General features: G+C 48.8%; 22 protein-coding genes. 19 read left to right on the top strand and 3 right to left on the bottom strand.

Annotated elements, in window-relative coordinates; translation table 11 throughout:
- Positions 1–30: 30 nt before the first annotated feature.
- Positions 31–990: a Ku protein gene (locus tag ACKKE8_RS19250; protein ID WP_409174461.1), complete on the bottom strand. Its 960-nt coding sequence runs from the start codon at positions 988–990 to the stop codon at positions 31–33.
- A 123-nt stretch (positions 991–1,113) separates the two neighbouring features.
- Positions 1,114–1,257, bottom strand: a complete 144-nt coding sequence (locus ACKKE8_RS19245; RefSeq protein ID WP_016743266.1) for a hypothetical protein — start codon at positions 1,255–1,257, stop codon at positions 1,114–1,116.
- Between the two features lie 480 nt (positions 1,258–1,737).
- On the opposite strand from ACKKE8_RS19245, the gene rsmD reads away from it, so the two are divergent.
- Positions 1,738–2,304 carry a 16S rRNA (guanine(966)-N(2))-methyltransferase RsmD gene (gene rsmD, locus ACKKE8_RS19240; RefSeq protein ID WP_409174460.1) on the top strand — a complete coding sequence of 189 codons (567 nt, stop codon included), beginning with the start codon at positions 1,738–1,740 and terminating at the stop codon, positions 2,302–2,304.
- A 46-nt stretch (positions 2,305–2,350) separates the two neighbouring features.
- Complete coding sequence (coaD, locus tag ACKKE8_RS19235; protein WP_007728199.1) at positions 2,351–2,830, top strand: pantetheine-phosphate adenylyltransferase; 480 nt, start codon at positions 2,351–2,353, stop codon at positions 2,828–2,830.
- Between the two features lies 1 nt (position 2,831).
- Here coaD and ylbJ read toward each other — a convergent pair whose 3' ends face one another.
- Complete coding sequence (gene ylbJ / locus ACKKE8_RS19230; RefSeq protein WP_409174459.1) at positions 2,832–4,070, bottom strand: sporulation integral membrane protein YlbJ; 1,239 nt, start codon at positions 4,068–4,070, stop codon at positions 2,832–2,834.
- Between the two features lie 148 nt (positions 4,071–4,218).
- Between ylbJ and ACKKE8_RS19225 the strand changes: the two genes are divergently transcribed.
- The 17 genes from ACKKE8_RS19225 to smc all read left to right on the top strand — a co-directional run bounded on the left by ACKKE8_RS19225 (position 4,219) and on the right by smc (position 21,354).
- Positions 4,219–5,013 (top strand): patatin-like phospholipase family protein, encoded by a 795-nt coding sequence (locus tag ACKKE8_RS19225; protein WP_409174458.1) that lies wholly within the window; start codon positions 4,219–4,221, stop codon positions 5,011–5,013.
- Positions 5,010–6,077, top strand: coding sequence for a SepM family pheromone-processing serine protease (locus ACKKE8_RS19220; protein ID WP_409174457.1), 1,068 nt, complete (start codon positions 5,010–5,012; stop codon positions 6,075–6,077). The genes ACKKE8_RS19225 and ACKKE8_RS19220 overlap by 4 nt, the downstream gene beginning before the upstream one ends.
- 84 nt (positions 6,078–6,161) lie before the next feature.
- Positions 6,162–6,680, top strand: a complete 519-nt coding sequence (locus tag ACKKE8_RS19215) for a YceD family protein (RefSeq protein ID WP_409174456.1) — start codon at positions 6,162–6,164, stop codon at positions 6,678–6,680.
- Between the two features lie 140 nt (positions 6,681–6,820).
- Entirely contained in the window at positions 6,821–6,991 is a 171-nt protein-coding gene (gene rpmF / locus ACKKE8_RS19210) for a 50S ribosomal protein L32 (RefSeq protein WP_005834357.1), read from the top strand.
- 151 nt (positions 6,992–7,142) lie between these two features.
- Positions 7,143–7,904 (top strand): DeoR/GlpR family DNA-binding transcription regulator, encoded by a 762-nt coding sequence (locus tag ACKKE8_RS19205; protein ID WP_409174455.1) that lies wholly within the window; start codon positions 7,143–7,145, stop codon positions 7,902–7,904.
- 184 nt (positions 7,905–8,088) lie between these two features.
- Positions 8,089–8,868 carry an ABC transporter permease gene (locus ACKKE8_RS19200; protein ID WP_409174454.1) on the top strand — a complete coding sequence of 260 codons (780 nt, stop codon included), beginning with the start codon at positions 8,089–8,091 and terminating at the stop codon, positions 8,866–8,868.
- 4 nt (positions 8,869–8,872) lie between these two features.
- A complete protein-coding gene (locus tag ACKKE8_RS19195) occupies positions 8,873–9,661 on the top strand; it encodes an ABC transporter permease (RefSeq protein WP_409174453.1) in 789 nt (262 codons plus the stop codon).
- Positions 9,662–9,672: 11 nt separating this feature from the next.
- Positions 9,673–10,641 (top strand): ATP-binding cassette domain-containing protein, encoded by a 969-nt coding sequence (locus ACKKE8_RS19190; protein ID WP_409174452.1) that lies wholly within the window; start codon positions 9,673–9,675, stop codon positions 10,639–10,641.
- A gap of 121 nt (positions 10,642–10,762) precedes the next feature.
- On the top strand, positions 10,763–11,359 hold the full coding sequence (fapR, locus tag ACKKE8_RS19185) for a transcription factor FapR (protein ID WP_409174451.1): 597 nt from the start codon (positions 10,763–10,765) through the stop codon (positions 11,357–11,359).
- A gap of 13 nt (positions 11,360–11,372) precedes the next feature.
- Complete coding sequence (gene plsX, locus ACKKE8_RS19180; RefSeq protein WP_409174450.1) at positions 11,373–12,380, top strand: phosphate acyltransferase PlsX; 1,008 nt, start codon at positions 11,373–11,375, stop codon at positions 12,378–12,380.
- A 5-nt stretch (positions 12,381–12,385) separates the two neighbouring features.
- The gene (locus ACKKE8_RS19175; protein ID WP_409179162.1) at positions 12,386–13,402 is read left to right on the top strand and encodes a beta-ketoacyl-ACP synthase III; all 1,017 of its coding nucleotides are present in this window, start codon (positions 12,386–12,388) and stop codon (positions 13,400–13,402) included.
- Positions 13,403–13,404: 2 nt separating this feature from the next.
- Positions 13,405–14,355 carry an ACP S-malonyltransferase gene (gene fabD / locus ACKKE8_RS19170; RefSeq protein WP_409174449.1) on the top strand — a complete coding sequence of 317 codons (951 nt, stop codon included), beginning with the start codon at positions 13,405–13,407 and terminating at the stop codon, positions 14,353–14,355.
- Positions 14,349–15,089 carry a 3-oxoacyl-[acyl-carrier-protein] reductase gene (gene fabG / locus ACKKE8_RS19165; protein ID WP_409174448.1) on the top strand — a complete coding sequence of 247 codons (741 nt, stop codon included), beginning with the start codon at positions 14,349–14,351 and terminating at the stop codon, positions 15,087–15,089. The genes fabD and fabG overlap by 7 nt, the downstream gene beginning before the upstream one ends.
- Positions 15,090–15,174: 85 nt before the next feature.
- Positions 15,175–15,408, top strand: a complete 234-nt coding sequence (gene acpP / locus ACKKE8_RS19160) for an acyl carrier protein (protein WP_005834336.1) — start codon at positions 15,175–15,177, stop codon at positions 15,406–15,408.
- Between the two features lie 135 nt (positions 15,409–15,543).
- On the top strand, positions 15,544–16,785 hold the full coding sequence (fabF, locus tag ACKKE8_RS19155; protein WP_409174447.1) for a beta-ketoacyl-ACP synthase II: 1,242 nt from the start codon (positions 15,544–15,546) through the stop codon (positions 16,783–16,785).
- A 54-nt stretch (positions 16,786–16,839) separates the two neighbouring features.
- Positions 16,840–17,526, top strand: coding sequence for a ribonuclease III (gene rnc / locus ACKKE8_RS19150; protein WP_026043146.1), 687 nt, complete (start codon positions 16,840–16,842; stop codon positions 17,524–17,526).
- A gap of 255 nt (positions 17,527–17,781) precedes the next feature.
- Entirely contained in the window at positions 17,782–21,354 is a 3,573-nt protein-coding gene (gene smc / locus ACKKE8_RS19145; RefSeq protein ID WP_409174446.1) for a chromosome segregation protein SMC, read from the top strand.
- Positions 21,355–21,391: the final 37 nt, after the last annotated feature.

Here is a 21,391-nt window from a genome sequence, read left to right as displayed (position 1 = left end):
CCAAAGTGGGCAGGTTTTTTTAGGTGCAAATTAAACAGGAGTTGCCTTCTTTTTTCGCAGTGTTTTGGTTGTAGAAGTAGTCCTAGTCTTTTTTGGACTGGCTGCGGTTTCCTTTTTCGATGCTTGCTCTTTTTCAGACGAGGAGGCAGCAGTGGTACGTTTTCGCGCAGGTTTTGACGGAGTCGGATCGGGCTCGATTTTGATGGGCACTGCGGCTTGACCAGCTGTCGACTCCAAGCTTTCTTTTAGGGCCTGCATGAGATCAATGACATTGGTTCTTGCGACGGTAGGTGCAGTAGCGATCTCCTGACCCTCCAGTTTTTTCTCAATCAGTTTTTGCAGGTCAGATCGATATTCATCCGTATATTTTGCCGGATCAAAAGGGAGCGTCATATTGCTAATGAGCTCAGTTGCCATCTTCAGTTCGTTTTCGGCCAACGGTACAGCGGCTTCTGGCAAAGCAGGCACTTGACTGACGGGACGTACCTCATCTGGATAGAAGATCGTCTCCAACATGATGCAATGCTCATACAGTCGGATAACGGCCAGGCTTTGCCGATTGCGCATCGTCACTTGTGCAACGCCGATCTTTCCTGTCTGTTCCATGGCGGAGCGCAGCAGGGCGTATGCTTTTTCACCAGTGTCCTGTGGGGATAGGAAATAGCTTTTATAAAAATAAACGGGATCGATCTCCGACAAGTCTACGAAGTCGATAATTTCAATGGCTCTCCGTGTTTCTGGAGTAATGGCCTCCAGATCATCATCGTCAATCATGACAAAATGTCCTTTTTCGTATTCGAAGCCACGGACGATTTCGCTCGTATCGACCTCGCGCTGGCAGTGCGGGCACATTTTCGTGTACTTGATCGGGGTATTGCACTCTTTATGCAGTTGGCGAAAGCGAATATCGCGCTCTTCTGTTGCAGTAAACATGCGAACAGGTATATTGACGAGGCCGAAGCTGATCGAGCCCTTCCACACCGTATGCATGCGGATCCCTCCTTCACAGCTATTTTCGTATAGTATTTGTATCTGCATAGAAGAAGTGCCGAGGGAATTGAAGGTGGAAAAGTAAAAAGCCAGCCGATTTGTTGTGGCTGACTTCTTGTATAGCTACTGCCCGTGTTTGACGATGTCCGATTGATCTGCACGCGATTGCATGTCTCGCGCCAGCTCGACATCCTTGCCAGTACGGTCCGCAATGGACTGGGCTTTGGACGCCTTCAGCTTTTGTGCAGACGGTCGTTTTTCTGCCATGAACGACTCACTCCTTTCAGGCAAACTACATGTAGGGGTGTTGCGGGTACAGGTAGTATGCGCTGCACACAAAAAAATACCCCATCGCCAAATGACGAGGGGCAGCCGTTCAACTCCTCCCGATGAAGGGAGCGATGGCACGAAATGCTCCTATCAGACACGTCGTGCGCCAAAGTGAACAGCCTTTCAATTATGGGAGAGGAGAAACCGGAGGAAGAGCTTATGGGGAAACGTAAGTCTTCTCCGCGGTTGTCAGCGACACCGTTGCGTCGCTATTCATCATCTTTTCCAATCGAAATGGGTTGTATACCTTACTTGCACATAAATTTTTCCAGTTGCTAATTTTACGGGTGTATGCAGTTGTGATAGTATGATATCATTCTCAGTCTTGAAAATCGTGTCTAACGATACGCGTTCAAAAGACGACTTTTTGAACAACCTCTTACAACATACATAGGAAAGCAGACAGGTGAAATGAGTATGCGAGTCATCGCTGGAGAGCACAGAGGAAGACGGTTGACAGCAGTTCCGGGGAAAGGAACCAGACCGACAACCGATAAAGTCAAAGAATCGATTTTTAATATGATTGGTCCGTATTTCGATGGCGGGTGGGCATTGGACCTATACGCAGGAACAGGTGGTCTCGGGATAGAGGCATTGAGTAGGGGAGCAGATCGAGCTGTTTTCGTGGAGCGAGATCACAAAGCATTTGCCGTGGTAAAACAAAACGTCAGCACTTGCAGGCTGGACGATTATGCAGAACTATATCGGATGGATGCGGACCGCGCCATTCGCACACTGAGTACGCGCAATCAAAAATTTGATCTCGTCTTCTTGGACCCGCCATACGCCCAGCAAAAAATTGTCGAAGAAATTGAGATGTTGCAGGAGCTGGGAATGTTGGCGGACGGAGCGTGGATCGTGGCTGAGCATGATATCACAGACTCCTTTCCGGATGCGATTGGTCATTGTGTGAAGGACCGAGCGGCTAAGTATGGGGATACGGCCGTTACCGTGTATTATTACAATTTGGAGCCACAAACCTAACTTTTAAATGAAGGTGCAAAAGAGCACTAAGGGAGGATAACCCGCTATGGCAATCGCCGTATGTTCAGGAAGCTTCGACCCTGTTACTTATGGGCATCTCGACATTATTGCGCGGGGTGCCAACGTTTTTGATAAGGTCATTGTTGCCGTCTTAATCAATTCAAAGAAAAACTCATTGTTCAGCGTAGAAGAGCGCGTCGATTTGCTTCGTCAGGCAACGGCTGACATGAAAAATGTAGAAGTGGACTCTTTTGACGGCTTGTTGATTGACTATATGAACAAAAAGGGTGCACAGGTGATCATTCGAGGCCTTCGTGCTGTTTCTGATTTTGAATATGAGATGCAAGTCGCCTCGATTAATAAAAAGCTCGACGAAAATATCGAAACATTTTTCATGATGACGAACAATCAATATTCGTACTTGAGCTCAAGTATTGTGAAGGAAGTTGCGAAATACAAGGCGAGTGTTGCTGATTTGGTGCCGCCGGTCGTAGAAGAGGCACTGAAGCGAAAAATGGCAGAGTAGATTATCGCGTCTTGGTCTTGCTGCGGTTCATGCGCGAAAGAGTCAGGCTGGTACACAATAGAATCGCACCGACGCCGATGGCGAGTCCCCCTGATAAAACCAGGGTCTCCCACCAACTCGTCGCCGGGATCTCTGCTTTCGCTTGCACAAATACAGGGACGGCTTTCTCCACGAACCAGGAGCTGACTGTGGCAAGAGGACCCCAAAAGACAAAGGTCAAAATCGCAGCTAGCAAAGCGTGCAGGGCTCTGGCAATCAAGTAGGGAGCGACACGAATATCTGTTTCACTCAAGATACTCGCGACCTGTGCGTGAACACTCAAACCGCCCCAGGACAATACAGCGCTGGCAATGGCCGCTTTCCAGACCAAGGAAACACCATCCGGCACAATGCTCGCTGCCTGTGCGCCGAGGGTTACTTCGAACAAACCAGCCACGATTGCTTGGGAAAAGGCTGGCGGAAAGCCAAAGGGGCCGAGAAAAATCGAGAGCAGCGTACTGATGATTTCCGTCAGATGAATCGTGGAGAATAGTTGGATTAATACCGAAAAAACGATGATGAAGCCACCGATCATGAGCAGTGTATTCAAAGCGGATTGCACTGCTTCTCCCATTAATTTTCCGAACGGACGTCCATCGCGGACACGTGCCCGATGCATCGCTTGCAAGGCGCGTAAAGGAAGAGGCAGTGAATTTTTCTCCAATGGGGCTGAAATAATGGCAAAAGGCGCATGGAAACGATAGATCACACCCATGAGTACAGCTGACAAATAATGAGTCAGAGCTAGAATGATGCCCATTTGCTCACTGTGGAAAAAGCCTATTGCCACTGCTCCCATCACGAACAAGGGGTCTCCCGTCGTTGTAAAAGAGACGAGACGTTCACCCTCAGCCTTCGTCACATTGCCTTGCAGGCGCAGGCGTGTTGTCAGCTTTGCGGCGACCGGATAGCCGGACGAGAAGCCCATAGCCAGTACGAACCCGCCTGTGCCGGGAACGTTAAACAGTGGGCGCATTAATGGCTCCAGTAACACGCCGACAAAATGAACGACGCCCAGACCCATCAACACCTCAGACAGCACAATAAAGGGAAGGGTAGAGGGGAAAACTACCTCCCACCATATTTTCAGACCGCGTACGGCAGCTTCAAAAGAAATCTGCGAGTAAGCAACCAACGAAATAACAATGGAAACTGTCGAGAGGGCGAGCAACAAAGTAAGTACGGGTGAGTGGCGTGACATGGATTCCTCCTGAATCGAAGAAAAGTAGTAGTACATGTCTACGTGGCAGGCGGGAGAACTATGCGTAAGCTTGGTCGACGAATATCTCCCAAGTGTGAAAGGAACAGCGATTTACCACATAGGCTGGTTACAGGGAGGGGGTTTTTCCATGCAGACAAAGCGTAAACCAATCGTGGGTGTAGCCCTGGGGTCTGGAGGCGCTCGCGGTTTTGCGCATATTGGTGTATTGAATGCGCTAGAAGCACATGGCATCCAGATTGACATGCTGGCTGGCTCCAGTATGGGCAGTCTGATTGGGGCTGTCTATGCCAACGGAATTGAACCGCACATGATGGGAAAGCTTGCTCTTAATTTAAAACGCAAGCATTGGCTCGATTTGACCGTACCCAGCATGGGCTTTGTTACGGGGGAAAAGATCAAGCAATTGATTCGTCTGTTAACGCACGGAAAACGCTTGGAAGAGCTGAACAAACCGCTGGCCATTGTGGCGACGGATATTGAATCAGGAGAGCGAGTCGTATTTCGTGAAGGCCCAATTGATCAAGCAGTGAGGGCAAGCATATCCATTCCAGGCATCTTCGTACCTGAAAAAGTAGGGGGGCGGCTTTTAGTCGACGGAGGAGTCATCGATCGTGTGCCCGTGACGGTGCTGCGTGAAATGGGTGCCGATATCGTAATTGCGGTAGATGTCGCCCAATTCGATACACGGATGGAGGTCAAAAGTATTTTTGATGTCATCGCCCAGACGATTGATGTCATGGAAAGGGAAATTCTGCGACATCGAATCATTGCGGCAGACATCGTAATCAGGCCAGATGTTGGACACTATAGCAGTATCGCGTACACGGGTGTCGAAGAAATTATCGAGCTAGGCGAACGTGCAGGTACTGAGCATATCGAACGCATTCAGGAACTAATTGCAAATTGGGAGGCACAAGAATGAGTGAGGAACAGCTTTATGCCAATAGACGCAGATCTACAGGAACCAGAGGCGTTAGCTGGATACTTGCCTTGGTTTTTGTCCTATTGGGTATTTCTTTTTTTGTACCGACGAATTATTACGTGAGTCGTCCGGGTTCAGCGATTGAGTTGGGGCCGATGATTCAAGTGGAAGGCGGCAAGAAAGACGAGACCGGCTCCTTCATGCTCACGACGGTTCGAATGGGCGAAGCGAATTTGCCGTGGTATTGGTACGCAAAAATGGCGCAGGATGTTGAGTTGATGCCCAAGGAGTTGGTTGTCAGTAAGGGCGAGAACAGCGAAGATTTTATCCGTAGAGAACAAGCGATCATGGACAATTCACAAAAAATTGCGGAGGCAGTCGCATTCCGTCTTGCCGGTTTCGAAGTGAAAATCGAGAAGCAGGGTGTGTGGGTGATGGGTACTCTGGAAGGGTTCCCTGCCCATAAAGCATTGCAAATTGGTGATGTCATTACGTATGTTGACGGGGTTCGCACGTCCGAGGCAAAAGATTTGCTGACAGCCCTCTCTACAAAAAAAGCAGGCGATCAAGTCGAAATTAGGTACACAAGAGATGGACAAGAGGCCAAAACGATGTTAACCTTGGAACCACTACCTGAATCCAAGTCAGTTGGAATTGGTGTACGCCCTGACAACAAACAGGAAATCATCATTCCGAAAGAAGTAACCATTGCCTCACAAGGGATTGGTGGTCCTTCTGCGGGATTAATGATGACACTGGAGATTTATGACCAGTTAAATACGGAGACGGATTTGACAAAAGGCTATAAAATTGCAGGAACAGGCACGATTTCGTTAGACGGAAAAGTAGGCAGAATCGGTGGCATTAATCAAAAGGTAATCGCAGCGGACAAAGCGGGCGCAGAGATCTTCTTTGCTCCGCAGGATACGCCAGATACGAACTCCAATTACGAGGAGGCGTTAGCGACTGCCAAGCGGATTGGAACTTCAATGAAAGTGGTTCCAGTCAAGACGGTAGAAGAAGCGATTACGTACATGAATGGACAAAAACCGAAATCTACCTGAGCAAACTAGCTGTCAAGCAAAAATGGTTGACAAAGCTTTGGGCAGGGTCTATAATCATCTTTGTTGTGCATGAGGTGAAATGCTATGAACATTAAGTTAGCAGAGTTAGAGCACCGAAAAGGAGAGCCGTTGCCATTCCAGGTAACCCTGGATGCAGATGAGCTGAAGAAGCGCCATCATGAGATTCGCGGGATTACTCCTGTGAATGCGAGTGGTGAAGCCGTACAGCTGGGCAATCTCTATTACGTAAAAGGAAGCATGAAGGCAGATGTGAATTTTGTCTGCGCGAGATGCTTGAATCCTTTTGTCGATCAGGCAACAGTAGATTTCTCTGAGACATTTGCGCTTGCGGATGATCCGATCCTGCAAGATGACGAGGACAGCGATATCCTTCCTCTGGAAGGCGATGAAATCGAGCTGGACTCGCTGTTGCAAGAGGATTTCTTACTGGCAATGCCGACCTTCCCGCTTTGTGAGGAGGATTGCAAAGGTCTGTGCCCGACTTGCGGTGTGAACCGTAATGAAGTGGCATGCAGCTGCAAGAATGAGCGTGTTGACCCGCGATTGGCTGGGTTGGCTGACTTTTTCAAAGACAGCAAATAAGTTTTCTTACTGTATTCAAGATGATTCGCCGACCATTCGTGGCAGCGTCTCATTTTTGAAGGATGGCATAAGCATTTTGCCTATACTGTCCACCCAATAGAGCTTCTTAGCATTTGTCAGTTGAAGGAGGTGTAAGGAAGATGGCAGTACCTCAACGGAGAACTTCCAAAACCCGTAAAAGAATGCGTCGTACGCACTTCAAATTAGAGATTCCAGGCATGATCAAATGCGATAATTGTAGCGAATACAAGCTTGCGCATCGTGTTTGCCCAAGCTGCGGTCACTACAAAGGCGTGAAAGTAGCGAAGTAATATTCGCTGCTACGAAAGCAAGGTGAGAAATCGCCTTGCTTTTTTTGTTCCTTCCTATTGCTTATAATTACTTGCGAACGCTTAATATTGCTTGCAACGTTTACTTAAATGACTTATAATGAAGTCAAGATAAGGATGGGGTTGAGGCTTCGTGTTTCAAGAGGAGAGGCTCGCTGCAATTCTTGCGTATTTGCAGGAGCACCAGCGAATCAGTGTGCAAGAGGTAGTTGAGAAGTTTGGGGTTTCCCGTGATACAGCGAGACGTGATATCGTCAAGCTGGAGGAGCAGGGGCAAATCCTGCGAACTAGGGGAGGAGCAGTATTGCCCAGCCTCAACAAAAAGAACTACTCCCATCAGGAACGAATGCAGCTTGACTTGACAGGAAAGCGCAGTATTGCTGCAGCGGCGGCCCGTCTGATCAAAGATGGCGATTACTTGCTGCTCGATGCTTCCACAACTGTTCAGCTCGCGGTGGAATCCTTGCAGACCCGCGACCATGTCATCATCACGAATTCATTAGCGACTGCCTCCAGTATGTCCCGAAAAGAAGGCGTTCTTGTCAAGCTTTTGGGCGGAGACGTACATGCAGAAGATCAATGTGTACTCGGTACACGTGTGATTCAAAACCTCGCTGATTTTCATGTGGATAAGGTGCTGGTTGGTGCATGTGGTCTTACAAAGGAAGGGCTCATGTCTACGCAGGAAGACCACGGCTTTCTGATCAAGGAAATGATCAAGCGCGCCGATCAAGTGATCATACTCACCGACCATACCAAGTTTGGGAAAAGCATGCTGTATCGCGTTGCCGGTTTTGACCAGATCGATATTATCGTGACCGATAAGCTGCCTGAAAAGGAAATGGCTGAGGCTTTGCACGCTAACGATGTAGAGGTGATTGTAGCTTCCACATGAAGCTATTGATCCATAATAAAGAGGATAATTTCCATTTGGCTGGCGTGAATGGGTGACCAGCGTGACAGCAAATGGATTTATCGAAAGAGAGTCCTTCAAATGGGAAGGGCTCTTTCTTTTTTCTTGCATTTGTGTACGGCCCCTGCTATTCTAGTAATCCTGACTTTTCCAAGAGGAGGGTTCTATGGTCTATTGGCGGATTATTCACAAGAGCTATCGTCGAAATCTTCAGTATCGTTTATCCCATGTCGTCAACAATGTCGCAAGCTCGATTTTTGGGCTTGTTTTTATTGCCATTTGGACGGGAGTGCTTTCTGGAAAACAAGTTTACGGCCCATATGATGTCAAAACGATGGGGTATTACATCGCGATTTGCCAAAGTGTTCTCTGGATGACAACATTTATCTCGCCGGGTCTGAATGTGCAAATAGCGGTAAGAAGCGGGGCTGTCAGCCTGGATATGATCAAGCCTGTTCATTATCTTTGGTACATGCTCAGTCAGGAGTTTGGACGACTTTTGTACAACGCTTGTTACCGAAGTGTTCCGATCGGCTTGTTGCTAGGATTAGCGGTAGGCTTCTTTTTTCCCTCCCATCCGTTCACTTATTTCTCATTTATCCTCTCGCTTCTGCTAGGAATTTACGTAGGCATGTTGCTCTTTTATCTCGCGGGCATTTCCTCCTTTTGGACGACAGAAATTCGCTGGGTACACCTCATCCTTTTGTCATTGATCTTTGGGTTAGGTGGCCAAATGATTCCGATTGACTTGATGCCCGGAATGATTGGAAAGGTAGCTCCTTATTTGCCTTTTTCCGCGATGATTTATTATCCAGTCATGACCTTGCTGGAGCTTGCACCTCCTTATGGCATGCTTGTACAAGCTGGCTGGGCGCTCGTTCTAACGGCAGTTGCTTTATCGGTGACGAACATGGCAAGAAGAAAGCTAGAAATTCAAGGAGGATAACCATATGTTTGCCCTCTATCGCAAACTGATTACGGCCAGTATTCGCTCGCAAATGCAATACAAGATAAATTTTGTCACGAGCGCTGCCACGACCGGAATGATTATGGTGCTAGATTTTATTATTCTCTCAGCGATTTTGTACCGATTTCACGATGTGGTCGGGTGGAATATTTACGAGGTTGGGATGCTTTACGGGATTTCCTCGGCATCTGTCTCCTTGTATCGACTGTTTGCACCGGAAATCAACGACTTTGAGAAGTACATCGTACAAGGGGAGCTCGATCAGTTGCTCATCCGACCTGTTTCACCTTTGCTTCTGCTATTGACACGCAATCTTGATTTGTCGAGAGTGGGAGGGGTAGTGCAAGGGGTGTCTGTTTTGGTCATCTCATTGTCGGGACTTGCGGCGGAAGGAAAATCGATTATGGGGTTGGTGCTATTCTCGCCGGTTGCCATTTTGTCTGGCGGAGTGATCTATTTCTCCATTGGACTTGCTACGGCTGGGGTCGCCTTTTGGACGCATCAGATGAAAGACATGCTAACCTTTACCATTTATGCGCCAGCCAATGCTTCCAATTATCCGATCGGGTTATATCCAAACTGGCTCAAATGGCTGTTTTTCTCAGCGATTCCGATCGCGTATATGAATTATTTGCCAATGTTAACGCTGTTGGGCAAAGGGGGCGAATGGTTTTATCCGATACTCACCCCGGTAGCTGCAGCGATTGCTTTTTATTTCGCTCGTATGCTGTGGAATGTCGGGATTCGACACTACCATAGTACAGGGAGCTAAGGAGGGGTAACATGATTGAAGCAAAGCACATCGAAAAATCATTTTTCCTGAATCAAGCGAAAGAGGGGCGCTTTGCTTCTCTACGAACACTCTTTTCTCGTGAACGAAGGGAAGTCAAAGCCGTCCATGACATCTCTTTTTCCATTGACAGAGGCGAGTTCGTGGGATATATCGGGCCGAATGGAGCAGGAAAATCGACGACAATTAAAATGCTCGCTGGAATTCTTCATCCCAGTCAGGGGGAGATACGAATAGGCGGATATAGTCCACAGCGCGAAAGAATTCAAGTAGCCTCGCAAATCGGCGTGGTGTTCGGGCAGCGAACACAGCTGTGGTGGGATCTGCCAGTCAGAGATTCCTTCGAAATTTTGCAAGCGATGTACAAGATTAACGACAAGGCATATCGGCGATCGATGGAGGAGTATCAGGAGCTGCTGGATCTGCATGAGTTCCTGGATACGCCAGTGCGTAAGCTGTCATTGGGTCAGAGGATGAGAGCTGATTTAGCGGCGGCACTGCTGCACGATCCACCTGTCCTGTTTTTAGACGAGCCAACGATTGGGCTGGATGTGGTCGCGAAGACTCGCATCAGAGCGTTTTTGAAAGAAGTGAATCAGACCCAGAAGAAGACGATTCTATTGACGACTCATGATATGGACGATATCGAGCAACTCTGCAACCGGATTATCGTGATCAATCATGGCAAAAAGATGATGGATACGAGCTTGGTCGATTTGCGACGCCAGATAGGGTTGCCAAGCCTCATTCGAATCGAATTTCGACAACCGCCCGAAAAGCTTTACGACCTAGAAGGAATCGAGCGGATGGAGCTATCAGACAATGTGCTTTCGATTTACTTCGACAAAGGAAAAATTTCTTCCCCGCGAATCCTTGCCGAAGTGGCGGGCTGGGGTGAACCTCTGGATATTCAGATGAAAGAACCGGGGATTGAGGAGATCATTCGGCTCATTTACCGTTAGGGACGGCTACCTATTTTCGTGAACGATACTTGTAATTCCGCATCTTCTCCCTTATACTGTGTTTTGGTACCAGGTATTAAAAACAGATCGCAATCATACATAGTACAATTGAATCCTGCTTATGGGGGTGTTCGGCATCGCCCGCTTGCCAAAAAAAGATCGCCAGTCCCGCTTGGTGCAGTCTCTGGCGGATAATCCATTTGCGACGGACGAAGATCTGGCTGAGTTATTTCATGTCAGTATTCAAACCATACGTCTAGACCGACTGGAATTAGGAATACCGGAGCTGCGTGAACGTATCAAGACAGTCGCAGAGAAAAGTCTTGATCCTGTAAAATCATTGGGTGTCGATGAAATTATCGGTGAAATTGTTGATCTACAGCTCGATTCACAGGCCATTTCCGTATTGGAAATTAAAGAAGAGCACGTTTTTTCGAAAACACAAATTGCCAGAGGGCATTATATATTTGCTCAGGCCAACTCATTGGCAGTAGCAGTAATTAACGCAGACGTAGCGTTGACAGCTACGGCGAGGATCCGCTTCGTCCGTCCTGTACGAGCAGGGGAGAAGCTGGTTGCCAAAGCAGTGGTGAGAACTCGTAACGGCGACGAATGCAAGGTGCGTGTAGAGACGAAGGTCCAAGGTGAATTGGTCTTTACCGCAACCTTCCGTGTAGTTGAAATGTCGAGCTACCATAACAGCATGGATGAGGAGTAAGGAGGAGTCACGGTTGCGAATTGCAGTGGATGCGATGGGCGGCGATCACGCACCGAAGAGTACCGTATTAGGGGCGCTTGCTGCCATCAAGGAAAACCCGGCCATTACAGTTGTATTGGTGGGAGATGAACAGGCTATTCGGAACCACTTGCCGCAGGATATTCCGGCAAACATTGAAATCGTTCCTGCAGCGGAAGTGATTTTGCCAGATGATGAACCGGTTCGAGCTGTTCGGCGTAAGAGAAATTCTTCGCTGGTTGTAGCTGTTGAGATGGCGCGCGAGAAAAAAGTCGACGCGATGATCTCGGCTGGGAATACGGGAGCATTAATGACAGCAGGCTTGCTGTACGCAGGTCGCATGGATGGAATCGAGCGCCCGGCGCTTTGTGCCTATATCCCGAATACAAAAGGCCGCGTAACACTGACGCTGGACGTCGGAGCCAATATGGATGCCAAGCCGCATCAGCTTGTACAATACGCGGTGATGGGGAGCTTGTATGCTGAAAAAGTATTGGGCTTCGAGCGTCCGACAGTAGGCTTGCTGAATGTCGGGACGGAAGAAGGGAAGGGAAACGAATTAACGAAAGCTGTTTTTCCTCTCCTTCAAGAAGCTGACTTGAACTTTGTAGGAAATGTGGAAGCACGCGATGTTATGCAAGGAGCCTGTGATGTGCTCGTATGCGACGGCTTTGTAGGAAATGTTTTGTTAAAGGCCGTAGAAGGTGCGGCTTCCACAATCTTTTCGCAGTTGAAGCAGGAGTTTACTTCCAGCCTGATTAATAAGCTAGGAGCCGCCATTCTGAAACCTGGATTGGTTCGCTTTAAAAAGAAAATGGATTATGCGGAATACGGTGGTGCTCCCTTGCTGGGATTGAAATCCCCTGTGATCAAGGCCCACGGTTCCTCAAATGAGCGCGCAATGAAAAACGCCATCGTCAGTGCTACGCGGTTTGTTCAGCAGGACGTGAACGAGGTTATCCAGCAATCATTACAGAAAAATACTTTGGGAGAAAGCGAGTGAAGCAGATGAGTGCAAAGCGTTCAGTAGGGATATTGTCTACAGGCTCTTATACCCCGGAGCGGGTATTGACGAACTTTGATCTGGAGAAAATGGTGGAAACCTCTGATGAGTGGATTGTTTCCCGTACTGGAATTAGAGAACGCCGCATTAGCTCACCGGAGCAAGCTTCCTCCGACTTGGCTTACGAGGCTGCCAAAGAAGCGCTCGAAAAAGCAAACATCAGCGCAGAACAGCTGGATATGATCATTGTCGCTACCGTAACGCCTGACATGTCGTTCCCGTCTACTGCTTGCTTGCTGCAAGAAAAGCTGGGTGCTACGCGTGCGTCTGCTATGGATCTTTCCGCGGCTTGCACAGGCTTTCTGTATGGAATTACGACAGCGGCTCAGTTCATCGAGAACGGTTTGTATAAAAAAGTGTTGGTCGTAGGCGTTGAGACCTTGTCCAAAATTACGAATTACAAAGATCGAAATACATGTGTGTTGTTCGGAGACGGCGCAGGTGCAGCTGTTATCGGTGAAGTTACTGAGGGCTACGGCTTCCAGTCCTTTGAGCTCGGCGCAGATGGATCAGGAGGATCCCTCTTGTGCATGCCGGCAGGTGGTTCCAGAACCCCTGCATCTGCTGAGTCTGTCGAACAAGGACTGCATTATCTCTACATGGCAGGCGGAGAAGTTTTCAAATTCGCCGTTCGCGTCATGAATTCTGCAACAGAGGCTGTCTTGTCCAAAGCGGGCGTATCGAAGGATGAGATTGACCTGTTGGTGCCGCATCAGGCAAACAAACGCATCATCGATTCTGCTGTACAGCGTTTCGGTCTGTCGGAGGATAAAGTTGCGATCAACCTGGATCGCTATGGAAACATGTCTTCTGCTTCCATTCCAGTAGCGTTGGATGAAGCAGTAAAGGCTGGTCGTGTCAAAGAAGGCGATAACCTGATTCTGGTTGGGTTTGGTGGCGGCTTGACTTGGGGAGCGACGCTCTTGAAGTGGTGCACGACTCCGGTAGAAGGGAGCAAGTAGGAATGGGAAAAGTAGCCTTTGTTTTTCCAGGGCAAGGTTCACAATTTGTAGGAATGGGGCAAGCTCTCTCCGAACAATCGGAAGCGGCCCGTCACATATTTGAGCAGGCTGATGAAGCGCTCGGCTTTTCCTTGTCGGGACTGTGTTTTGCAGGACCAGAAGAGGAGTTGAAGCTGACAGCAAACACACAGCCAGCTATTTTGACAGCAAGCATCGCTGTTATGGCAGCATTGAATGAAAAGTTGCCTAACTATAAGCCTGCGTTTGTAGCGGGTCACAGCTTGGGTGAGTATTCTGCTTTGGTCGCAGCTGGGGCCTTGTCCTTTGCAGATGCAGTCAAAACAGTGCGAGCTCGCGGTCAGTTCATGGAAGAGGCAGTACCAGCTGGACAAGGTGCAATGGCCGCTGTCTTGAACATGGATCGCGCGGCACTGCATGCGGTTTGCGAAGAAGTAACAGCATCAGGACATCCTGTTCAATTAGCGAACATGAACTGCCCAGGGCAAATTGTCATCTCTGGTTCTGCTGAAGGTGTGAAGCTGGCCGGTGAAAAAGCGAAAGAAGCGGGCGCAAAGCGTGTCCTTCCATTGAATGTAAGCGGTCCGTTCCACTCGAGCTTGATGCAGCCGGCAGCAGATAAACTGCAAGCAGTTTTGGAAGGCGTTACGGTACAAGAAGCGACTGTGCCTGTTGTGGCAAACGTAACGGCTAGACCAGTGTCTGAGGCAACCGTTATTGTAGATCAATTGGTTCAACAAGTTTCCGCCCCAGTTTTGTGGGAGGATTCTGTGCAATGGATGGTCGAAGCAGGCGTGACAACCTTTGTAGAAATTGGTCCTGGAAAAGTTTTGGCCGGTTTGATCAAGAAAATCGCACCAGCGGAAACGACGATTATCTCTGTACAGGATATGGATTCGCTTACTGAGCTTTTGAACGGAGGGGTACTATGCTAACAGGAAAAACAGCCCTGGTCACAGGGGCTTCCCGTGGTATTGGGCGTGCGATTGCTTTAAAGCTGGCAGAAGCTGGCGCTAATGTAGTTGTCAATTACGCAGGGAGTGAAGCGGCAGCGAGTGAGACGGTTGCGCTTATTAAGGAAATGGGCCGCGATGCCATCATGATTCGCGCGAACGTTTCTTCTACAGAAGATGTCAACGACATGTTCAAAGCTGCTCTGGATCATTTTGGTGCGATCGATATTCTCGTGAACAATGCGGGAATTACTCGCGACAACCTGATCATGCGTATGAAAGAAGACGAGTGGGACGATGTCATTGCGACGAATCTGAAGGGTGTATTCAACTGCGTAAAGGCAGCGACCCGCCCAATGATGAAGCAGCGTTCAGGCAAAATCATCAATATCACTTCTGTAGTAGGTGTTTTGGGGAACGCAGGACAAGCAAACTACGTGGCTGCAAAAGCTGGAGTTATTGGCTTGACGAAGACGGCTGCTCGCGAGCTGGCTAGCCGGAATATTACGGTGAATGCTGTTGCACCAGGATTTATCGATACAGAAATGACTGCTGTATTGCCGGAGGATGTCAAAGCAGGACTCACAAGCCAAATTCCGCTTGCCCGCTTGGGACAAACAGATGATATCGCAGCTGTGGTGCTGTTCCTGGCATCCGACGCAGCCAACTACATGACAGGGCAGACCCTGCATGTAGACGGCGGAATGTACATGTAGGAAGAAAACCTCAATCGAGCGTTTTTTCGAAAACTGGTTTTTTGAAAGCTCATCCACTATAATACGGGAGAGGGGGTGAAGCAAGATGGCAGATACTTTGGAGCGTGTGAAGAAAATCATCGTCGATCGTCTGGGTGTAGATGAGTCCAAAATTACTTTGGAAGCTTCTTTCAAAGAAGACCTGGGCGCTGACTCCCTGGATGTGGTTGAACTCGTAATGGAACTCGAAGATGAGTTTGATTTAGAGATTTCCGACGAAGATGCTGAAAAGATCACTTCTGTTGGTGAGGTTGTTAAATACATAGAATCTCACAAGTAATTGATCTGTTGGAAGTCCCGTACCATACGGGACTTCTCCTTCAATTGCCACCTGTACATAATCCAAATAAATACACGTTTTGCATGCAGTGAATGTTAGAAGCTGACTGCTGACTTTCATATAGAGGTGATTGTAATGAAACGCAGAGTGGTGATTACTGGCGTTGGTGTCGTTTCTCCAGTAGGGAATGACGCGCAGACTTTCTGGAACAGCTTGCTGGAAGGAAAATCAGGCATTGACCGTGTGGCTGCCTTTGACGCTTCTGATTATCCAACACAAATTGCAGGCGAAGTGAAAAACTTCGATCCTGAGCAGTATATGGAAAAGAAAGATATCCGACGTACAGACCGATTCGTTCAGTTTGGATTAGCTGCTGCCAAAATGGCAGTAGAAGATGCAAAACTGGAGATCACGCCAGAAAATGCGGAACGAGTGGGTGTATACATCGGGTCCGGAATCGGTGGTCTGACTACATGGGAAGAGCAGCATTCCGTATTGTTGGAAAAAGGACCGCGTCGCGTGAGTCCGTTCTTCATTCCGATGCTGATTGCAAACATGGCGTCTGGTGCAGTATCCATTCAATACGGTGCAAAAGGACCAACTTCCAGCGCGATTACCGCTTGTGCGACAGGTACAAATGCGATCGGTGATGCACTGCGTCTGATCCAGTTCGATCACGCAGATGTCATGATCGCAGGTGGAGCAGAAGCAACGGTGCGTCCAATGGCATTTGCAGGCTTTTGCTCAGCGAAAGCGATGTCCACCAGAAACGATGAGCCGCAAAAAGCAAGCCGTCCGTTTGACCAAGATCGCGATGGCTTTGTAATGGGCGAAGGTGCTGGTGTTCTGATCCTGGAGGAGCTTGAGCATGCGAAAAAACGTGGAGCAACGATCATCGCGGAAGTCATTGGCTACGGGATGAGTGCAGATGCTCATCATATTACTTCTCCATCTCCTGGTGGCGAAGGGGCAGCGCGTTGCATGGCAAGCGCACTGAAAGACGCTGGCGTTGACCCAACTGAAGTTCAATATATTAATGCACATGGTACTTCTACTGACCAAGGAGATATCGCAGAAACACAAGCGATCAAGAGTGTGTTTGGCGAGCACGCATACAAACTGGCTGTCAGCTCGACCAAATCGATGACAGGCCATCTGTTGGGTGCTACTGGTGGTGTCGAGGCAATCGCAACGGCATATGCGCTACGTGATCAAGTACTGCCTCCAACAATCAACTTGGAAAACCCGGATCCAGAATGTGATCTGGACTATGTTCCGAACCATGCGCGCAAGGCGACCGTCAATGTGGCTGTTTCCAATACATTTGGATTCGGCGGTCATAACGCAACGGTAGTCCTGAAGCGATACGAAGCATAAATGAGCCCTACTGATAGAAAAAGTAGGCAGTCTTCTGGAATGGTGGTGAGGGTGATGAATTTTGCACAGCTGCAAGAAACAATAGGCTTTCGCTTTCGCGATGAAAGTGTTTTGCGGCAGGCATTCACCCATTCTTCCTACGTGAACGAGCAACGCGGCAAACGAATATCAGACAATGAGCGGCTAGAGTTTTTGGGGGATGCTGTGTTGGAGTTGACCGTCTCCCAGTTTTTGTATAAAACTTTTCCGAAGATGAGCGAAGGGGAAATGACGAAGCTGCGTGCAGCTATTGTCTGTGAACCTTCTCTCGTCAAGTTTGCTGAACTGTTGAATTTTGGCGATCTCGTATTGCTGGGAAAAGGGGAAGAGCTGACAGGTGGACGTCAGCGACCAGCCTTGCTAGCGGACGTTTTTGAGGCGTTTGTAGGTGCGCTTTACTTGGATCAGGGGTTGGACGCAGTCTTTTCCTTTATGGAAAAATACGTGTACCCGCGCATCGACAAAGGAGAGTTTGCCCAGGTAACCGACTTCAAGAGCCAGTTGCAGGAATTTGTTCAACAAGACAATCTGGGAGACATCCATTACCGAATTGTAGAAGAAAAAGGACCAGCTCATAATCGAGAATTCGTATCTGAGGTGCTTTTGAACAATCGTTCGCTTGGCATCGGCTCTGGCCGCTCCAAAAAAGAAGCGGAACAGCAAGCTGCTGCACGAGCGTTGGTCAAGCTGGGGGATAAATAATCACTCGTCAGCGAGAAGGGCTGCATCATCTGCTACAAGATGGTGCAGCTTTTTTCTTTCGGGTGGGAAACATAGGGAAAATACTGCGAGATGACCGACATCTATGATACACTTACAGATGATCAAGTAGGCTCGTAGTAGGTAGCTCCTGTTCGATGCAGGGGCTTCTTTTCGGGTACCATCCGATCCTTGCATGTTTTCAATCTGCCAGTTTGGCAGGCAGTCTTGGATGGTTTCTTAAGGAGGACCGTACGTATGTATTTGAAACGCCTGGAGCTGGCTGGATTCAAATCCTTTGCCGATCGCACGGAATTGGAATTTGTACCAGGGGTAACAGCCGTAGTGGGACCGAATGGAAGTGGGAAAAGTAACGTTTCTGATTCGATCCGCTGGGTGCTTGGGGAACAGAGCGCGAAGTCGTTGCGTGGAGCGAAAATGGAAGACATTATTTTCGCGGGCAGTGACAAGCGCAAGCCAGTGAATTTCGCAGAAGTGACACTCACCTTGGACAATACAGATCGTTCGCTCGATGTGGAATATTCGGAGGTATCCGTTACCCGCAGAGTATATCGTTCTGGTGACAGTGAGTACTACATAAACAACAGATCCTGCCGTCTAAAAGACATCATGGAGCTGTTCATGGATACCGGGCTGGGTAAAGAAGCGTATTCCATTATCGGTCAAGGAAAAATTGAGGAAATTCTCAGTACCAAGTCCGAGGATCGCCGTGGAATATTTGAAGAAGCAGCCGGAATCGTCAAATACAAAACACGCAAGCGCGAAGCGGAGAAAAAGCTCGATGACACCGAGCAAAATCTGGTGCGTATTCACGATATCGTCAGTGAAATTACGGAGCAGATCGGACCTTTGCAGGAGCAGGCAGAAACAGCCAAGACATACAAGGAGCTTCATCGCCAGCTGGTTGAGCATGAAGTAGCTCTTTACGTGCAGCAAATTGAAGCAGCTCATACGAAGTGGGAAGCAGCCACAGGACGCGTAGAGGAACTCAAGCATCTGTTAATCGGACAAACGACCGAAGCATCCAAGCAAGAAGCTGATTTGGAGCACGCGCGTTTTCATGTCACCCAAATTGACCAATCTATCGAAGAATTGCAACAAGTACTGTTGACTGTCAGTGAAGAGACCGAAAAAGTCGAAGGACAACGTGAGGTATTGCGGGAGCGTATGCGCAATCTCAATGCCAATCGTCAGCAGACGATGGAGCAGATGTATCGGATTACCGAGAAACAGCACGGTCTTGAGGCAGAACTAGCTGAAGAACAAGAGCGGGCCAAGGAAGCCGATCGTCGAATGACCGAGGCCCACGCTTCGCTGCAAGAGGCAGAAGGTCAATTTTTTTCCATGGTGCAATCACTGACAGATGATGTTGAGCGTTTGAAGAGTGATTACTTCGAAAAGCTCAACGAAATGGCGAATCTGCGCAACGAAAATCGCCACCAAGAGCAGCTTCTCAAAACAAGCGAGGCCAGAGTCGAGCGTCAATTGTCTGGAAAAAAACAGCTCGATGAAGAAGAAGAGCAGCGATTAGCTCAGTTGAGCCAACTCCAAGATCAGCTGGAGAAGACCGTTTCTACCATTCAAGAAACTGGCGTCAGATACAAAGAGCTGGTTGAAGGTATGCGCGAAGGACAAGCCCGTCTCGAAACAGCCCGTCGAGAGCTGCGTCACTGGGAGCAAAAGCGGGAAGCAGCGAAGTCTCGTTTTGACCTGTTAAAAGAAATGCAGTCGGAGTTTGCAGGGTTTCAGCAAGGGGTAAAAGAAATTTTGAAAGCACGCGAGCGGGGCTTCAAAGGAATTCATGGAGCGGTCGCTGAGCTCGTTGTCGTGCCACAGCAATACGAGACGGCGATGGAAGTTGCATTGGGTGGAGCACTGCAAAACGTCGTCGTGGACAACGAAGCATCCGGTCGTGCAGCCATTGCTCACTTGAAGCAGCACAATGCAGGTAGAGCGACATTTCTACCGCTCGATGTCATCCGTCCTCGCACCTTGCAGGCAAGCGATAAGCGCCAGCTGGAGACGGAGAGTGGAGTCGTCGGAATCGCGAGTGAGCTCGTGACCTTTGAGGAAACGTACCGACCCATCCTTGAAAGTTTATTGGGCAATGTCATTATTACGGAAAAGCTGGAGCAGGCAAACAGTGTGGCCCGTACGCTTGGCTACCGATATCGTGTCGTGACGCTGGAAGGCGATATCGTGAATGCTGGCGGTTCCATGACAGGGGGGGCCTTGAAAAAGAACAGCACGAACCTGCTTGGACGCAACCGTCAATCAGAAGAGCTGGAAGCGCAGCTGGTAGAAATCGATCAGGCAATTTCTGGGCATACTACCCTTATGGAGCAGTTGACGAAGGAACTTGCGCAAATGCAGCAGGAGCAAGAAGCTCTGCGTACAGAAGGCGAGAGTCTGCGACTGAAAGAACAGGAAGTAAAAGGGCTCTTGCAGCAAAAAGAATCGGAAGGCAGATCCTTGGGCGAGCGAGCAAAGCTCGTTGAACAAGATATTGAAGGCTATCGCCGCGAAATGGAAGAAGCCAAACGCAAGCAAGAGCAGCTGCAAGCGTCTTTGACTGCCATGGAGCAAGAGGAAAAAGAGCTCGGTGCGCAGATCGCAGAAGCAGAGGCGAAACGCCAAGAGCAGCTCGAATCCAAAGAAGAAATGAATCAAAAGATAACAAGTCTCAAGGTACTGAATGCGCAGGTCAAGCAAGAGTATCAATCACGCTTGGAGCAAACAGAACGTTTGCTGGAGCAAAAAAGCCAATTGCAGCGCGAATGGGAAGAACAAAACGCGAATTTGGCATCTCTTGATGAGCTGGAGCGTACGAACGAATCGTCCGGGCTTGAGCTGGATCAGCGCATTAGCGAATTGCGTCAGGATAAAGACCGGGTAGCTGGCTTGATTCAAGAGCGGCGAAGTGAACGGGCGACTCTCTTTTACAAACAGGAGCAAGTGGAACAGCAGGTGAAGGAAATCCGCCGCGAGGTTAAATCGCTCGAGGAAAAGCTTCATCAGGAAGAAGTAAAAGTCAACCGCAACGAGGTTGAGCTCGATCATCTGTTGAATAAACTCTCCGAAGAATACGAAATGAGCTACGACCTGGCAAAGCAAAAATACCCGGCACGTGGCGAGATTCAGGAAGAGACACAAGTGGTCAATCGTCTTAAAAAGCAGATTGGGGCACTTGGCACCGTGAATCTTGGCGCGATTGAGGAATATGAGCGCTTGTCCGAGCGTCAGCAGTTCTTAAGCTCGCAGGAAGCTGATTTGAATGAAGCAAAAGACATGCTCTATCAAGTGATCCAAGAAATGGACGCAGAGATGTCGCGCCGCTTCAAAGAAACATTTGATGCGATCTCGGAGCAGTTCCGCGATGTGTTTGTCCAACTGTTTGGCGGAGGACGCGCAGATCTTGTACTCTCCAACCCAGATAATCTGCTTGAGACGGGCATCGATATCGTGGCGCAGCCACCTGGCAAGAAGCTGCAAAATCTCGCGCTCTTATCCGGGGGCGAACGTGCTTTGACTGCGATGGCATTGCTATTTGCCATCCTGCGTGTGAAGCCAGTGCCATTCTGTGTATTGGATGAGGTAGAAGCCGCTTTGGATGAGGCAAACGTTAACCGTTTCGCCGAGTACATGCACCATTTCAGCAACCAGACGCAGTTTATTTGCGTCACACACAGAAAAGGCACAATGGAGAGCGCAGACGTGCTATACGGTATCACGATGCAAGAGGGCGGCGTGTCCAAACTCGTCTCCGTGAAGCTGGAGGACAGTGACAAGTATATCGAATCAGCCTCTTAAACGGATTTGCCATTCAATTGATATTACCCGCAAAGGA

The sequence above is a fragment of the Brevibacillus fortis genome, assembly GCF_046196545.1.
Classification (GTDB): Bacteria; Bacillota; Bacilli; order Brevibacillales; family Brevibacillaceae; genus Brevibacillus; species Brevibacillus fortis_A.
The sequence above is the reverse complement of the archived record's forward strand: the minus strand, read 5'-3'. Positions and strand labels throughout refer to the sequence as shown.

What these genes read in the sequence shown, in the direction of transcription:
- fapR (WP_409174451.1), top strand. Translation starts at nt 10,763, where the DNA reads ATGGGGGTGTTCGGCATCGCCCGCTTGCCAAAAAAAGATCGCCAGTCC.
- rnc (WP_026043146.1), top strand. Translation starts at nt 16,840, where the DNA reads ATGAATTTTGCACAGCTGCAAGAAACAATAGGCTTTCGCTTTCGCGAT.
- ACKKE8_RS19245 (WP_016743266.1), bottom strand. Translation starts at nt 1,257, where the DNA reads ATGGCAGAAAAACGACCGTCTGCACAAAAGCTGAAGGCGTCCAAAGCC.
- ACKKE8_RS19225 (WP_409174458.1), top strand. Translation starts at nt 4,219, where the DNA reads ATGCAGACAAAGCGTAAACCAATCGTGGGTGTAGCCCTGGGGTCTGGA.
- ACKKE8_RS19220 (WP_409174457.1), top strand. Translation starts at nt 5,010, where the DNA reads ATGAGTGAGGAACAGCTTTATGCCAATAGACGCAGATCTACAGGAACC.
- fabG (WP_409174448.1), top strand. Translation starts at nt 14,349, where the DNA reads ATGCTAACAGGAAAAACAGCCCTGGTCACAGGGGCTTCCCGTGGTATT.
- ACKKE8_RS19215 (WP_409174456.1), top strand. Translation starts at nt 6,162, where the DNA reads ATGAACATTAAGTTAGCAGAGTTAGAGCACCGAAAAGGAGAGCCGTTG.
- ACKKE8_RS19250 (WP_409174461.1), bottom strand. Translation starts at nt 990, where the DNA reads ATGCATACGGTGTGGAAGGGCTCGATCAGCTTCGGCCTCGTCAATATA.
- acpP (WP_005834336.1), top strand. Translation starts at nt 15,175, where the DNA reads ATGGCAGATACTTTGGAGCGTGTGAAGAAAATCATCGTCGATCGTCTG.
- fabD (WP_409174449.1), top strand. Translation starts at nt 13,405, where the DNA reads ATGGGAAAAGTAGCCTTTGTTTTTCCAGGGCAAGGTTCACAATTTGTA.
- smc (WP_409174446.1), top strand. Translation starts at nt 17,782, where the DNA reads ATGTATTTGAAACGCCTGGAGCTGGCTGGATTCAAATCCTTTGCCGAT.
- ylbJ (WP_409174459.1), bottom strand. Translation starts at nt 4,070, where the DNA reads ATGTCACGCCACTCACCCGTACTTACTTTGTTGCTCGCCCTCTCGACA.
- coaD (WP_007728199.1), top strand. Translation starts at nt 2,351, where the DNA reads ATGGCAATCGCCGTATGTTCAGGAAGCTTCGACCCTGTTACTTATGGG.
- fabF (WP_409174447.1), top strand. Translation starts at nt 15,544, where the DNA reads ATGAAACGCAGAGTGGTGATTACTGGCGTTGGTGTCGTTTCTCCAGTA.
- ACKKE8_RS19190 (WP_409174452.1), top strand. Translation starts at nt 9,673, where the DNA reads ATGATTGAAGCAAAGCACATCGAAAAATCATTTTTCCTGAATCAAGCG.
- rpmF (WP_005834357.1), top strand. Translation starts at nt 6,821, where the DNA reads ATGGCAGTACCTCAACGGAGAACTTCCAAAACCCGTAAAAGAATGCGT.
- ACKKE8_RS19200 (WP_409174454.1), top strand. Translation starts at nt 8,089, where the DNA reads ATGGTCTATTGGCGGATTATTCACAAGAGCTATCGTCGAAATCTTCAG.
- ACKKE8_RS19195 (WP_409174453.1), top strand. Translation starts at nt 8,873, where the DNA reads ATGTTTGCCCTCTATCGCAAACTGATTACGGCCAGTATTCGCTCGCAA.
- rsmD (WP_409174460.1), top strand. Translation starts at nt 1,738, where the DNA reads ATGCGAGTCATCGCTGGAGAGCACAGAGGAAGACGGTTGACAGCAGTT.
- ACKKE8_RS19175 (WP_409179162.1), top strand. Translation starts at nt 12,386, where the DNA reads ATGAGTGCAAAGCGTTCAGTAGGGATATTGTCTACAGGCTCTTATACC.